The following is a 14,021-nucleotide window of genomic DNA, read 5'->3' as shown; positions in this document are numbered from 1 at the left end:
AGTGCCTTTGCTAAGGCGAAGGGACGTAAGGTATCAAAATGCAACAAAACGAACTAAAAACGCCATACTTCATGATCAATGAAGACAAGCTGATTGAGAATCTAGAGAAAGCAAAACAGCTAAAAGACATCTCTGGTGTGAAGCTTGTATTAGCACTGAAGTGCTTCTCAACATGGGGTGTATTCGACATCATCAAGCCTTACCTAGACGGAACAACAAGTTCTGGCCCGTTTGAAGTGAAGCTTGGCTACGAAACGTTTGGTGGTGAGACACACGCATACAGCGTGGGTTACAGCGAAGATGACGTTCGCGATGTGGCGGACATCTGTGACAAGATGATCTTTAACTCTCAGTCACAGCTAGCGGCTTATCGTCATATTGTCGAAGGTAAAGCATCGATTGGCTTGCGCCTGAACCCAGGTGTGAGCTATGCAGGGCAAGACTTAGCAAACCCAGCGCGTCAATTCTCTCGTCTTGGTGTTCAGGCTGATCACATCAAACCGGAAATTTTTGATGGTATTGATGGCGTAATGTTCCACATGAACTGTGAGAACAAAGACGTGGATGCGTTTATCGGCTTACTCGATGCTATTTCATCTCAGTTTGGCGAGTACCTAGATAAGCTGGACTGGGTAAGCATGGGCGGCGGCGTGTTCTTCACATGGCCGGGGTACGATATCGAGAAGTTGGGGTTAGCACTTAAAGCGTTCTCAGAGAAACACGGCGTACAAATGTATTTAGAGCCGGGTGAAGCGATAATTACTAAGACAACTGATCTCGTTGTAACTGTGGTTGATATTGTAGAGAACGTAAAGAAGACGGCGATTGTCGATTCGGCCACAGAAGCTCACCGCTTAGATACGTTGATCTACAATGAGCCAGCGTCAATCCTTGAAGCATCTGAAAATGGTGAACATGAGTATGTGATCGGCTCGTGCTCTTGTTTGGCTGGTGACCAGTTCTGCGTGGCGAACTTCGAACAGCCTCTAGAGATAGGACAGCGTCTGCATATTCTAGATAGTGCCGGTTACACCATGGTGAAACTAAACTGGTTTAACGGTCTACGTATGCCGTCGGTCTACTGTGAACGCTCGAATGGTGACATTCAAAAACTGAATGAATTTGACTACTCTGATTTCAAACGTTCAATGTCTCAGTGGTCAGTGAAATAAAACGTATTGAGTATTAGAACGACAAAGAGCAGCTGAATTGCTGCTCTTTTTATTGGGGAAGCGTTAAAGGTATGCAGTTAGCTTTCTACAATTACACGAGTGTCTTCACTCAGAGATTCTAACTCATTGGCTATGTCTTCAATTTCTAGCTCGCTAGGTAGTTTTATCGCCATTTTAGCGCTGAATAAGCTAGAGCTTACCCCTCCGCCTCCAGCAATGAATACACGCTGACAATCCATATCTAAAATTGAGATACCTTGATTATCGAGAACGTGAGTAATTTCATTCACAATACCCGCTCTATCGTTGGCATCTAAACGAAGTTGGAAGATAGTGTCTTCACGATATGAGTGAGGCTCAGAGTCGACGAACCTAACAACAAGAGTCTGACAAGAAGAGAACGCTTGTTTAACGATGTCGGCATTTTCTCTTGGAAGCTCTACTTTGATGACACCTGCAACTTGGTCTTCGATAAAGTTTACTTTGCTGATCAGCCATTTCCCACCGTTTTCGTGTGTGATTGCAGCGAGCTCTTTAATCGTGGCGGGTGACGCTTGTCCGACAAAATTAACAATAAATACGGTGTTCATAATGTCCCCTCCTGGAATCAAGGTTTGGACGCAGTACGAATAAACGTGCTACTTAAGTTATTGGAATAAATCCTTTTATTTAGTGTAGGTGCTAAGGGCGGGTAATGTTTGATGAAAGTCAATTTTTAACACTAATTCGTGATGGAAATAATTAAAACAATGTTCAGAGCACAAAAAAGCAGTCATCGTAAGGCTGCTTTTTACCGAGTATCAACTTAGGATTAGAACGTTACTTTTAACTCGACACCATAAAATTGACTGTCGTAGTTTGCGCCTGCGTCCATGGCGAATTTTGCAACATCTTGATTTCCAAACCAAGGTGATGAATTGAATTGTAGTTCTGCACTACCGCCCCATGCATCAGTTACCCAATAATGAATATGTCCAACAGGGTTTAAGAAGAAGAGCGAAACATCACCTGCGGTTTCAGAGCCCATAACTTCGCCGCCGTTGGCAATAATGTCTTGCTCAGCCGTTAACATCATTTCACCGACAACAGCACCAAAGAATGGTGTGATAAAAATATCCTGCCAAGACGGTACTTCTGCGAACGCTTCTACGCCATACTCCCAAAAGAACGTCGACATAGTTGCGGAGTACAAAAACGACTGAAATTCATTATAGCCAGCGTGACGTGCTGCCGTGTAGTAAACGCCGCCAAAATATGGGTGCATGATGTAGTTGAGGACATGTTCATCACGATCCCAAACGGGGCCGTCAGAGACATTATCTTTCCACTTTTGCCCCAACTTACTCATGTCCCGGTCTTCTTCGTCCCATTTGGTGATACTTTCTGGAAGAAAAGTCATCATGCCTACGGTCGCGATACTGAGACCTAGAATGGTGTAGGTTTGACCCATCAGATAATCCCAGTCTTTATCTTGAGGGATGATGAGATGTTTAGGCTGAAGCCCTGCGTCAAGGTTTAGCGAATCATCATTATTCTGTTCATACATAACACCGCGATTTTGAGCCTCGAAGGTGTACAGAGTCGTCGTTTCGCAGTAACCTGACAAGCAATCAGGTGTGTAAGAAAACTCTGTATGACGGCTTAGGTCATAGTGACTTGCGTGCGCAAGCGCTGACGAAGCCAAGCAAAGGCCTGTTAGAGTCGTCTTGAACATGGATGATTTTGACACAAAGGTCTCCGAGTTAATGGTGTATGTTCGGGCTCGTAATTATCCCTCAAAACATCAATCATTTAAACACTTGACCCTTATTTAGTCCCAACAAACCTCGGCGAGATTTGTCCAAATAAAAAGAAAAATAAGCGCTATAACGAAAATAGGATTGTGCTTACGTTCAGGAGTCAGTTGTGAAAATAGCAATGCTTAGTACTGGTGAGGAAGTCCTCCACGGTGATATTGTTGATACTAATGCGGCATGGTTGTCTAGCCTGTTTTATCAACATGGATTTGGCTTAACAAAGCGCTCAACGGTTGGCGATAGCCTATCGAGTTTGGTTGAAGAGTTTTTAATGCTCAGCTTTAACAACGATGTGGTTATTGTTAATGGTGGTTTAGGCCCTACAACGGATGACATGAGTGCTGCCGCCGCCGCGAGAGCCGCCGATTGTAAACTGGTGCTATTCAAAGAGTGGTTGCAGCATCTAGAAAGTTTGTATGCTCGACGTGGCATCCCTATGCCGGACAGTAATTTAAAGCAAGCGATGCTGCCAGAAACAGCAGAGATATTGGACAACCCGATAGGCACTGCTTGCGGTTTCAAAATGCTGATTAATGATGCCATTTTTTATTTCACACCGGGGGTACCAAGTGAATTTAAGCTCATGGCAGAGACGCAAATTCTTCCCGATCTGAGAAGAGTGTTTCCAGATGTGCAAGGTTCATGTTGTAGCCGAATCTACACGTTTGGTCTATCTGAATCCGGTATTTCAGATAAGCTAGATCAGCTAAAACTTCCTCAAGGCTATGAGCTAGGGTATCGCTCTTACTTGCCTTTTATTGAAGTGAAACTTTTTGGTCCTTCAGATCAGCTTGAACAGCGTTTGAAACTAGTACAGATAATTAATAAACACCTTGAAAGTAATACCGTTAGTATTGACTTACCTATGGTTGAAAATGTCGGCCAGTTGTTGGTCGATAAAGGACTAACAGTGTCGACCTCCGAAAAAAGTAGCGGAGGATACTTAACGTACTGGCTAAACAGTGATGAAAACGCTGAAAAGCAACTAGGTCATGGTTGGGTACTACCGAGCCTGACTCAAGCGATGGCCAACAGCGGAGATCCATTAGCAGAGACGTTTGCTCTGGCTGGCGCTACGCGAGAGAAGTGTGGGACGGATTTATCACTCGTTACTGGCCATATTGAAGAGGGTGTTTTTTCCGTCGCTTTATCGACACCGTCAGGCGAGTGGGGAGCGTTATATAAACTCTCGAAAAAGTATCAGCGCAGTGATCAAGTTAAAGTGATCAGCACGGCAGCTCTAGACTTGTTGCGTCGCTACCTAGAACGTAAACCGATGTTTGCGCATTATGCATTTTTAGAGAAAGTTAAAGAGATGCACCTCCCGAGCAGTGCTTTATAACCAAAGCTCTATACAATAGTCTGAGAGACAAAACACAGAGACAAAAAAGCCAAGGTGATTGCCTTGGCTTTTGCATTTTATACCGTCGAGTCAACGTTATGCGCGCTGCTTTTCTTTCATCGCGTAGTTAACGCCGCTAAGTGACAAATCTGATTTTGCTTTACAGATACAAGGTAATATTTCATCACTTTGTGTGTAAGCCATGGCAAAACCAACATACTCCACTTCACCAGACTCCAATTTGCAGCGACAGGCGCCGCAGTGCCCATCACGGCAGTTGTATTCTGGTAATAGGCCAGCTTGCTCCATTGTTTCCAAAATCGTATTGGAAGGGTTGGATTCAATGCTGATCAGTTTGTTGATTTTGAGTGTTGCCATTACAGCTCGAATCCTTCGAAGTCATCTGCGCGAACTTCATTGTCAATTTGACCCACAAGGTAAGAAGAGATTTCTGCTTCTTGAGGCGCAACTTGAACGTTATCTGAAGACAACCAAGCGTTAATCCATGGAATTGGGTTAGTTGTTGCTTCTGGATACGCTGCTGGTAGACCTACCGCTTGCATACGAATATTTGTGATGTATTCAACGTATTGGCTTAGGATGTCTTTGTTTAGACCGATCATAGAGCCATCTTTGAATAGATACTCTGCCCACTCTTTTTCTTGCTCAGCCGCTTCTTTGAATAGGTCAAAACAGTCCTGTTTTGCCTCTTCTGCGATTTGCATGAAAGTGAAGTCATCTTGACCGTTACGTAGCAGGTTGATCATGTGCTGCGTGCCGTTTAAGTGAAGTGCTTCGTCACGAGCGATCAGCTTGATGATTTTCGCGTTACCTTCCATTAGTTCGCGTTCTGCGAAAGCGAAAGAACATGCGAAACTGACGTAAAAACGAATAGCTTCTAATGCGTTAACAGACATCAAACAGATGTACAGCTTCTTCTTAAGATCGTACAGACTAACCTTAACCGTTTCACCGTTAAGGACATGCTCACCTTCACCGTAGCGATGGTAATCATTCGTCGCTTGAATCAAATCGTCGTAGTAGTGCGCGATGTCTTTTGCACGCTTCAGAATGTGCTCGTTCTCAACGATATCATCAAACACCACAGCAGGGTCGTTCACGATGTTACGAATAATGTGTGTGTAAGAACGAGAGTGAATCGTTTCAGAGAAAGACCAAGTCTCAATCCAAGTCTCTAGTTCTGGCAGAGAAACAAGCGGCAGCAGTGCCACGTTAGGGCTGCGGCCTTGGATAGAGTCAAGAAGCGTTTGGTACTTCAAGTTAGAGATGAAGATGTGCTTCTCGTGATCTGGCAGTTTGTTGTAATCGATACGGTCGCTAGATACGTCTACTTCTTCTGGACGCCAGAAGAAAGAAAGTTGTTTCTCGATAAGTTTTTCGAAAATCTCAAACTTTTGTTGGTCGTAACGTGCAACGTTTACTGATTGACCTAGGAACATTGGTTCCTTCAATTGGTCATTCTTTTTTTGGTTAAAAGTACTGTAAGCCATAATGCCTCAATTCCTTTTAAACCTCCCCGTAAGGGGGAGGTTATCGATAGTCTGTCTTTACGGGTTCGCTAGGTACGGGAAGATTAAATCTTACAACCGCCGCCAGCACAATCGTCATCTTGTGGTTGAACAGCGTCTTTCTGTTCATCTTTCGCGCCATCACGAGTGTTGTGGTAGTAAAGCGTTTTCACACCAAACTTATACGCTGTTAGCAGGTCTTGAAGTAGTTTCTTCATTGGAACCTTGCCAGTCTCGTAACGTGACGGGTCGTAGTTAGTATTAGCAGAGATAGCTTGGTCAACAAACTTCTGCATAATACCCACAAGGTGTAGATAACCGTCGTTCGAACCGATATTCCAAAGCAGTTCATAGCTGTCTTTAAGTTCTGTGAACTCTGGTACAACTTGCTTCAGGATACCGTCTTTCGAAGCTTTTACTGAAACGTAACCACGTGGTGGCTCAATACCGTTAGTTGCGTTTGAAATCTGAGAAGAAGTCTCAGAAGGCATTAGCGCAGTCAGTGTTGAGTTACGTAGGCCGTGCTCCATAATTTCTTTACGTAGGCTGTCCCAGTCGTAGTGCAGCGCTTCGTCACAAATTAGGTCGATATCTTTCTTATACGTATCAATCGGCAGTAAGCCTTTCGCGTAGTTCGTCTCGTCGAATGAAGGACACTTACCTTGTTCTTTCGCCAGTGCTACAGATGCTTTCAATAGGTAGTACTGCATTGCTTCGAACGTACGGTGAGTTAGGCCGTTCGCGCTACCGTCAGAGTATTTGACGCCATTCTTCGCTAAGTAGTAAGCAAAGTTAATCACACCAACACCTAGCGTACGACGGTTCATAGTCGATTTGTATGCCGCTGGTAGAGGGTAATCTTGGTAATCAAGCAGTGCATCTAACGCACGAACAACAAGATCGGATAGCTCTTCGAAATCATCTAGAGACTTGATAGCACCTAAGTTGAATGCAGAAAGCGTACAAAGTGCGATCTCGCCTGAGTCATCTTCAACGTTAGTTAATGGTTTCGTTGGCAGTGCGATTTCTAAACATAGGTTCGACTGACGAACTGGAGCGACTTCAGAATCAAATGGGCTGTGAGTATTACAGTGGTCCACGTTCTGGATGTAGATACGACCCGTTGATGCACGCTCTTGCATTAGCAGAGTGAACATTTCAATCGCTTTAACCGTTTCTTTCTTGATTGAAGGATCGTTCTCGTACTTCACGTATAGACGCTCAAACTCTTCTTGGTTTTCGAAGAATGCGTCGTACAGACCAGGTACATCAGATGGTGAGAATAGCGTAATATTGCCGCCTTCAACTAAACGTTGGTACATCAGTTTGTTTAACTGAACACCGTAGTCCATGTGACGAACACGGTTTTCTTCAACACCACGGTTGTTCTTAAGTACCATTAGTGAGCGTGCTTCACCGTGCCACATTGGGTAGAAAACAGTAGCTGCGCCACCACGTACACCACCTTGTGAACAACATTTTACTGCTGTTTGGAAGTACTTGTAGAACGGAATACAACCAGTGTGGAATGCTTCACCACCGCGAATCTCTGAGCCTAATGCACGGATACGACCTGCGTTGATACCAATACCAGCGCGCTGAGATACATAACGAACAATTGAGCTTGCTGTTGCGTTAATAGAATCAAGACTGTCTCCACACTCGATCAGAACACATGAGCTGAACTGGCGAGTAGGGGTACGCACGCCAGACATAATTGGCGTAGGTAGAGAAATCTTAAATGTCGATGTCGCATCGTAGAAACGTTTGATGTAATCAAGACGTGTCGCTTTTGGATATTTCGCAAATAAGCACGCTGCTACAAGGATGTATAAGAACTGAGCACTTTCGTAAATTTGGCCCGTAACACGGTTCTGTACGAAGTACTTACCCTCTAGCTGCTTAACTGCCGCGTATGAGAAGTTTAGGTCGCGTTTATGGTCGAGGTACGCATCAAGTTCGTCGAGTTCTGCTTTTGTGTAGTCTTCTAGAATATGTTGATCGTACTTACCCATATCGACGAGGCGAGACACGTGATCATAAAGCGTTGGTGGCTCGTATTGGCCATACGCTTTTTTACGCAGATGGAATACCGCTAGGCGAGCAGCTAGGTATTGGTAATCCGGAGTCTCTTCAGAGATCAGGTCTGCCGCAGACTTGATGATTGTCTCGTGAATATCTGTCGTTGTGATGCCGTCGTAAAACTGGATGTGAGCGCGAAGTTCTACTTGAGAAACCGAAACATTATCTAGACCTTCTGCTGCCCAAGTGATAACGCGGTGGATTTTATCCAGATCGATACTTTCTTTACGGCCATCACGCTTGGTGACGGTAAGTTGTTGGTTCATTCTGCTTTATTTCCCTAAGAAAACTGATAAAAGCCGTATTTTTGTTTGTTTATGTGCAATATGAGTAAAGCTTGCGGCGGCTTTGTGATCAAAGTCTATCTATATATTGTCGCTTAAACACAACATATAGGGGTTCATTTGTTTGCGGGTTACAAGATAGTGCTATTACACTGATTTATCAAGGTACAGTTCGGGGATGACTTGTGGATAACTGACAAAATGAAAAAAATCAGTAAGTGAACACTAACCGATGAGAAAAGGGCAGACTTGAATGGTTAAAAGTACGGTTTCGAGATCGGTTTAGAAATAACCGCATGCAAAAATATTTTCCTTGATCTTTGGCCGTTTTTATCTACGAAAAATGGCTTGGTCAAAATGGAATCTAGAGCACGAATTTTAGCCATAATAAGACAAAAAAAGCGGCAACTTTGTGCTACCGCTTCCGATTCATTTTCTTTAAAAAATGTCAATCACAAAACTCATTTTTTAACTTAATAGCGTTCAGTATTTTTTAGTATGAACGATGTAGTTTACATCTACATTACGACCGAGTTTGTAGCTGTCATTTAGAGGGTTGTAATGAAGCCCAGTAATGCCCATTTCCGTCAGGTCAGTTTGGTCTATCATCTTCATCATTTCGGCTGGCTTGATAAACTTATCGTGCTCATGAGTGCCTTCAGGAACAATCTTAAGAAGCTTCTCAGCACCGACAATAGCAAATAAGTACGACTTAATGTTTCGGTTCAAAGTTGAGAAAAACACGTGACCACCGGGTTTGACTAGCGCAGCACAAGAGCGGATAACGGAGAGAGGATCTGGAACGTGTTCAAGCATCTCCATACAAGTCACGACATCGTAAGTTCCTGCGTTTTCTATAGCGTGGTCTTCTATTGTGCTCTGAATGTAGGTCAGTTGAGTACCGGTTTCTAATGCATGTAGTCGCGCGACTTCTAATGGTTCTTTACCCATATCAAGTCCAGTCACAATAGCGCCTTCTTTTGCCATGCTTTCAGCAAGAATGCCACCACCACAGCCGACATCAAGTGCGCGCTTGCCAAACAAGCCATTTGCTTTTTCAAGTACATAGTTCAAACGAAGTGGGTTAATTTGATGAAGCGGCTTAAACTCGCCTTCTAAATCCCACCATCGAGAAGCCATGTCCTCGAATTTCTTAATTTCACTTGGGTCGACGTTTTGTGCTTTAGTCATAATTGGTTTTATTGCATTCAATCTGAGTCCTTTAGAGGGCGCCAGTATACTCCAACGTTTTACACCCAAACAACCTCGATGTGCTTAGTTAAGGGACAATGACAGAGTTCACTGGCGCGGCAATCGAGACAGGTGCCTGTAATTTGTAAAGCGCTAGCTATTGTTTTTGGTTCATCCTTGAACTGGTGCCAGTGACAATAACTCTAAAACCTGCATTTTCGCGTTGTGTGGTTAAAGGAATTTACCTCGCTTTTCCGCGTAAAGGGTCCGATTTTGCTCAATATTGGCCGAAATATAACCACTAATCAGAAAGATATGGGATGAGTGTGCAAATTCTCGACATTTGATTCATAACCAAGCTCACAACCTGATAAAAGGAGAGGGAAAGTGATGCCGAAGTGATGAATTGTGTGTTATATTTTTGCACCTTACACGTATCGTAATTACGATCAGATAATAGAGGGATAATGGCTCTATGAGCGATTTAGCTAAAGAGATCACGCCCGTAAACATTGAAGATGAGCTTAGAGGTTCATACCTAGACTATGCGATGTCAGTCATCGTGGGTCGTGCTCTTCCAGATGTGCGTGATGGCCTAAAACCAGTACACCGCCGCGTTTTATTCGCGATGAACGTACTAGGCAACGATTGGAACAAACCATATAAAAAATCAGCCCGTGTTGTCGGCGACGTAATCGGTAAATACCACCCACATGGTGATAGTGCTGTGTACGACACAATCGTACGTATGGCTCAGCCGTTCTCGCTTCGTTACATGCTGGTCGATGGTCAAGGTAACTTTGGCTCGATCGATGGCGACTCTGCTGCGGCAATGCGTTACACCGAAGTTCGAATGGCAAAAATTGCCCATGAACTATTGGCTGACCTAGACAAAGAAACCGTAGACTACGTACCAAACTACGACGGTACTGAGCAGATCCCAGCGGTTCTTCCAACTAAAATTCCAAACCTATTGGTTAACGGTGCTTCTGGTATCGCAGTAGGTATGGCAACCAACATCCCGCCTCATAACCTTGGCGAAGTGATTGATGGCTGTCTTGCATACATCAATAATGAAGAAATCACTATTGATGAACTAATGGATTACATTCCTGGTCCTGATTTCCCAACGGCGGCGCTTATCAGCGGTCGTAAAGGCATTGTAGACGCGTACAAAACAGGTCGTGGCAAAATCTACATGCGTTCGAAAGCGGACATCGAAGTGGAGAAGAATGGTAAAGAGACCATTATCGTCACTGAAATTCCTTACCAGGTGAACAAAGCTCGCTTGATCGAAAAGATCGCTGAGCTAGTTAAAGATAAGAAAGTAGAAGGCATCAGTGCACTGCGCGACGAGTCAGATAAAGACGGTATGCGCATTGTTATTGAGTGTAAGCGCGATGCTGTGGGCGAAGTAGTTCTAAACAACCTTTACGCTCAGACTCAGCTGCAAACCACTTTCGGTATCAACATGGTGGCCCTAAATAATGGCCAGCCACAGCTATTCAACCTAAAAGATATGTTGAAGTGCTTCGTTGATCACCGTCGTGAAGTTGTGACACGTCGTACTATCTTCGAACTGCGTAAAGCGCGTGAACGTGCTCATATCCTTGAAGGTTTAGCTCTAGCGCTTGCTAACATTGATGAAATCATTGAGCTTATCCGTAAGGCACCTACACCGGCTGAAGCAAAAGCGGGTCTTATCGCTCGTGGTTGGGATTTAGGCAACGTTTCAGCAATGCTAGAGCGTGCTGGTACAGATGCTGCGCGCCCTGAATGGCTAGAGCCTGAATATGGTATTCGTGATGGTCAGTACTTCCTGACTGAGCAACAAGCACAAGCTATCCTAGATCTACGTTTACATAAACTAACAGGTCTAGAACACGAGAAGATTCTTGGCGAATACAAAACACTTCTAGAAGAAATCGCTGAACTCATGCATATCCTTGCGAGCACTGAGCGTTTGATGGAAGTTATCCGTGAGGAACTTGAAGCGGTTCGTGACGGCTTTGGTGACGCTCGTCGTACAGAAATCACAGCTGCGAGCCATGATATTGACATGGAAGAGCTGATCGCACGTGAAGACGTTGTGGTTACTCTATCTCACGGTGGTTACGTTAAGTACCAAGTACTGAGCGACTACGAGTCACAGCGCCGTGGTGGTAAAGGTAAGAGTGCGACTAAGATGAAAGATGAAGACCATATCGAGCGTCTTCTAGTGGCGAATACCCACGATAACATCTTGTGTTTCTCTACTCGTGGTAAAACATACCGCCTGAAAGTTTACCAATTGCCTCTAGCGAGCCGTACTGCGCGTGGTAAGCCAATTGTGAACATCCTTCCACTCGAAGAAGGTGAGCGCATTACCGCGATTCTGCGTGTTGATGAATTCTCTGAAGACAAATTCATCTTCATGGCAACAGGTGACGGTACGGTTAAGAAAACGCCGTTGAACCAGTTTGCAAACGTACGTTCAAACGGCCTAATCGCTGTGAACCTACGTGAAGACGATTCGTTAATCGGTGTGGATATCACTAACGGCGAAAACGAAATCATGCTGTTCTCTAAAGCGGGTAAAGTGGTTCGCTTTAAAGAAGCAGAGGAGATTCCAGTACTTGATGAAAATGGTAAACCAGTTCTTGATGAGAATGGTCAGCCAGAGATCAAGTTTAAAGGTGTTCGTCCTATGGGTCGTACCGCCTCTGGTGTTCGTGGTATGAAACTGGCTGAAAATGACCAAGTTGTATCACTTATTGTTCCTTCGCACGAAGGCGACATCCTAACGGTTACAGAAAACGGTTATGGTAAACGTACAGCACTTAGCGAGTACCCGACAAAAGGTCGTGGCACTCAAGGTGTAGTTTCTATCAAAGTTTCTGAGCGAAATGGCCCGGTAGTTGGTGCTATCCAGGTTGTTGAAGGTGATGAAATGATGATGATCACCGACGCTGGCACGTTAGTACGTACTCGTGTGGGTGAAGTTAGCCAGGTTGGTCGTAACACACAAGGTGTAACGCTTATCCGTACTGCGGAAGATGAATCAGTTGTTGGTTTGCAACGTATTGAAGAAGTTGATGATGAAGAGCTGCCTGCTGATGAAGATGCAGAAGCGTTAGAGTCAACAGGCGAAAATACGCAGCAAGACGCTTCAGAAGCTCCAGCTGCTGATGATGCAGAGGAAGGTAACGAAGAGTAATCTTACATCGTTATCCTGATATGAAAAGCCGAGCCTTAGTTGCTCGGCTTTTTTGTATCTGTATCAACGCATTTAAAGTAAGAAATGCGTACACTGACGTTATCTTTGTTTATGGGACGTGTTATGTCTGTTTGGTTTTTCGCTGCCATCACTCTAATGGGGTTGTTTATCGTACTCTTATCACTGAGTGCATCAAAAGTTAAACCTGCTCAATGGTTTGGCTTTTGCCTGTTAGTACTTGTCGTGACGAGTGCCAGTTTCTTATTGCTGCATCAAACTCCGCCTAAACCAATACAAGCGGAAATGTCACGAATGATGACTGCTCGTGACATCATGAAAGAGATTCAAGACCAGTTGCGAGAGGATCCAAACAACGCTGAATTGTGGTTCCAACTCGGGCAGGGCTACCTGCTAGAGGGTGAATTTGACGGTGCGTTGATTTGTTTTGACTACGCGATCCAACTGACTGAACCTGTCAGTGCCACGCAACTTGCTGCAAAGGCGACCACTTTATACTATATCCACCAACAATCTATGACGCAAGAAGTCAGCCTGCTTCTGGAACAAGCTCTACAGATAGAACCGCATAATGAAGCGGCTTTGTCTTTGATCGCAAATGACCATTTTCTGTCATTCCGCTTTCAGGAAGCGATTGATGCCTGGGTACTATTATTAGATTCTGATGATCCAAATTTAGATAGGGTGCAAATCATTAACTCTATTAACAAAGCAAAAGAGCTATTGTAAGCGTACAATTTAACAAGCAATAGAGAGAAAGGTGGGCAACGAATGAAAAATAAAGCACTAAGCATATTGGTTTTGCTGTGCGGCTCTGTATTGGCGGGTTGTAGCTCTTCCGATCATTCTGGCTCTTCCTCTACGGTTTATTATTCATCGGGTTACTACGACCCGTGGTGGTACGATCATGACGACTACTGGATTTATTACTATCCGGGCTGTTGCGACAACGACGATGAATACAAAGAGAAACTGGAAGAGTGGTGGAATGGTTTAGATGAAGACCAACAGCAATCCATCAAAGACAAAGTCGAAGATTGGAAAGACGACGATATGTCCGCCAATATCGATAACATGAAACGCCAACTTGACGATCATTGGCAATCACTGCCTGACGAGCAAAAGCAAGAGATTCGAACCAAATGGGAGAATCGTCCGGAGCATATTGAACCAGCGACTTTACAAGGCAAGGCGGTGAAAGAAAAGGTTCAACAAAGAAAAGCATTACCGGAAACGAAGATCCAGCGCCCAGTTGCTCGCCCAAATGTGCAGATGCCTAAAGCACGTCCAAATATTCAACCTAGACCTAGGCTTCCTCGTCGCTAGTACATTCGATTTTGTCTCTCGATAGAATCGGGGATGAAGAAATAAAGATAACAAAGAAACAAATAAACAAAAAAAGGGGCGTTTA

The 14,021-nt window shown here is 44.3% G+C and carries 11 protein-coding genes; 5 read left to right on the top strand and 6 right to left on the bottom strand.

Translation table 11 applies throughout. The features are described from left to right. Positions 1–38 precede the first annotated feature (38 nt). Positions 39–1,172 (top strand): carboxynorspermidine decarboxylase, encoded by a 1,134-nt coding sequence (gene nspC, locus R7Q39_RS13305; RefSeq protein ID WP_318076367.1) that lies wholly within the window; start codon positions 39–41, stop codon positions 1,170–1,172. A gap of 77 nt (positions 1,173–1,249) precedes the next feature. Here nspC and R7Q39_RS13300 read toward each other — a convergent pair whose 3' ends face one another. Together R7Q39_RS13300 and R7Q39_RS13295 are read right to left on the bottom strand one after the other, a co-directional pair. Continuing rightward, complete coding sequence (locus tag R7Q39_RS13300; protein WP_005376814.1) at positions 1,250–1,762, bottom strand: glycine cleavage system protein R; 513 nt, start codon at positions 1,760–1,762, stop codon at positions 1,250–1,252. Between the two features lie 221 nt (positions 1,763–1,983). After that, positions 1,984–2,886 (bottom strand): DUF3943 domain-containing protein, encoded by a 903-nt coding sequence (locus R7Q39_RS13295; RefSeq protein ID WP_005376815.1) that lies wholly within the window; start codon positions 2,884–2,886, stop codon positions 1,984–1,986. Positions 2,887–3,077: 191 nt separating this feature from the next. On the opposite strand from R7Q39_RS13295, the gene R7Q39_RS13290 reads away from it, so the two are divergent. Then, positions 3,078–4,310: a CinA family nicotinamide mononucleotide deamidase-related protein gene (locus R7Q39_RS13290; RefSeq protein ID WP_130545103.1), complete on the top strand. Its 1,233-nt coding sequence runs from the start codon at positions 3,078–3,080 to the stop codon at positions 4,308–4,310. A gap of 96 nt (positions 4,311–4,406) precedes the next feature. Here R7Q39_RS13290 and yfaE read toward each other — a convergent pair whose 3' ends face one another. The 4 genes from yfaE to ubiG form a co-directional block, all read right to left on the bottom strand. Beyond that, positions 4,407–4,688: a class I ribonucleotide reductase maintenance protein YfaE gene (yfaE, locus tag R7Q39_RS13285; protein ID WP_005376817.1), complete on the bottom strand. Its 282-nt coding sequence runs from the start codon at positions 4,686–4,688 to the stop codon at positions 4,407–4,409. Then, on the bottom strand, positions 4,688–5,821 hold the full coding sequence (nrdB, locus tag R7Q39_RS13280) for a class Ia ribonucleoside-diphosphate reductase subunit beta (protein ID WP_005376818.1): 1,134 nt from the start codon (positions 5,819–5,821) through the stop codon (positions 4,688–4,690). The genes yfaE and nrdB overlap by 1 nt, the downstream gene beginning before the upstream one ends. An 83-nt stretch (positions 5,822–5,904) precedes the next feature. Next, positions 5,905–8,187, bottom strand: coding sequence for a class 1a ribonucleoside-diphosphate reductase subunit alpha (nrdA, locus tag R7Q39_RS13275; RefSeq protein ID WP_005376819.1), 2,283 nt, complete (start codon positions 8,185–8,187; stop codon positions 5,905–5,907). Between the two features lie 501 nt (positions 8,188–8,688). Next, positions 8,689–9,396, bottom strand: coding sequence for a bifunctional 2-polyprenyl-6-hydroxyphenol methylase/3-demethylubiquinol 3-O-methyltransferase UbiG (ubiG, locus tag R7Q39_RS13270; RefSeq protein ID WP_005376820.1), 708 nt, complete (start codon positions 9,394–9,396; stop codon positions 8,689–8,691). 475 nt (positions 9,397–9,871) lie between these two features. Between ubiG and gyrA the strand changes: the two genes are divergently transcribed. The 3 genes from gyrA (at position 9,872) to R7Q39_RS13255 (ending at position 13,936) form a co-directional block, all read left to right on the top strand. After that, entirely contained in the window at positions 9,872–12,592 is a 2,721-nt protein-coding gene (gene gyrA, locus R7Q39_RS13265; protein WP_005376821.1) for a DNA topoisomerase (ATP-hydrolyzing) subunit A, read from the top strand. A 123-nt stretch (positions 12,593–12,715) separates the two neighbouring features. Beyond that, positions 12,716–13,339: a tetratricopeptide repeat protein gene (locus R7Q39_RS13260; protein ID WP_165401636.1), complete on the top strand. Its 624-nt coding sequence runs from the start codon at positions 12,716–12,718 to the stop codon at positions 13,337–13,339. A gap of 42 nt (positions 13,340–13,381) precedes the next feature. Next, positions 13,382–13,936 carry a hypothetical protein gene (locus tag R7Q39_RS13255; protein WP_130545101.1) on the top strand — a complete coding sequence of 185 codons (555 nt, stop codon included), beginning with the start codon at positions 13,382–13,384 and terminating at the stop codon, positions 13,934–13,936. Positions 13,937–14,021 lie beyond the last annotated feature (85 nt).

The sequence above is a fragment of the Vibrio sp. 947 genome, assembly GCF_033339115.1.
GTDB lineage: Bacteria > Pseudomonadota > Gammaproteobacteria > Enterobacterales > Vibrionaceae > Vibrio > Vibrio alginolyticus.
This window is presented reverse-complemented; position numbering and strand designations above follow the sequence as displayed.

Coding starts and splice junctions, on each gene's coding strand:
- nspC (WP_318076367.1), top strand. CDS start 39: ATGCAACAAAACGAACTAAAAACGCCATACTTCATGATCAATGAAGAC.
- ubiG (WP_005376820.1), bottom strand. CDS start 9,396: ATGACTAAAGCACAAAACGTCGACCCAAGTGAAATTAAGAAATTCGAG.
- nrdA (WP_005376819.1), bottom strand. CDS start 8,187: ATGAACCAACAACTTACCGTCACCAAGCGTGATGGCCGTAAAGAAAGT.
- R7Q39_RS13255 (WP_130545101.1), top strand. CDS start 13,382: ATGAAAAATAAAGCACTAAGCATATTGGTTTTGCTGTGCGGCTCTGTA.
- yfaE (WP_005376817.1), bottom strand. CDS start 4,688: ATGGCAACACTCAAAATCAACAAACTGATCAGCATTGAATCCAACCCT.
- R7Q39_RS13300 (WP_005376814.1), bottom strand. CDS start 1,762: ATGAACACCGTATTTATTGTTAATTTTGTCGGACAAGCGTCACCCGCC.
- gyrA (WP_005376821.1), top strand. CDS start 9,872: ATGAGCGATTTAGCTAAAGAGATCACGCCCGTAAACATTGAAGATGAG.
- R7Q39_RS13295 (WP_005376815.1), bottom strand. CDS start 2,886: ATGTTCAAGACGACTCTAACAGGCCTTTGCTTGGCTTCGTCAGCGCTT.
- nrdB (WP_005376818.1), bottom strand. CDS start 5,821: ATGGCTTACAGTACTTTTAACCAAAAAAAGAATGACCAATTGAAGGAA.
- R7Q39_RS13260 (WP_165401636.1), top strand. CDS start 12,716: ATGTCTGTTTGGTTTTTCGCTGCCATCACTCTAATGGGGTTGTTTATC.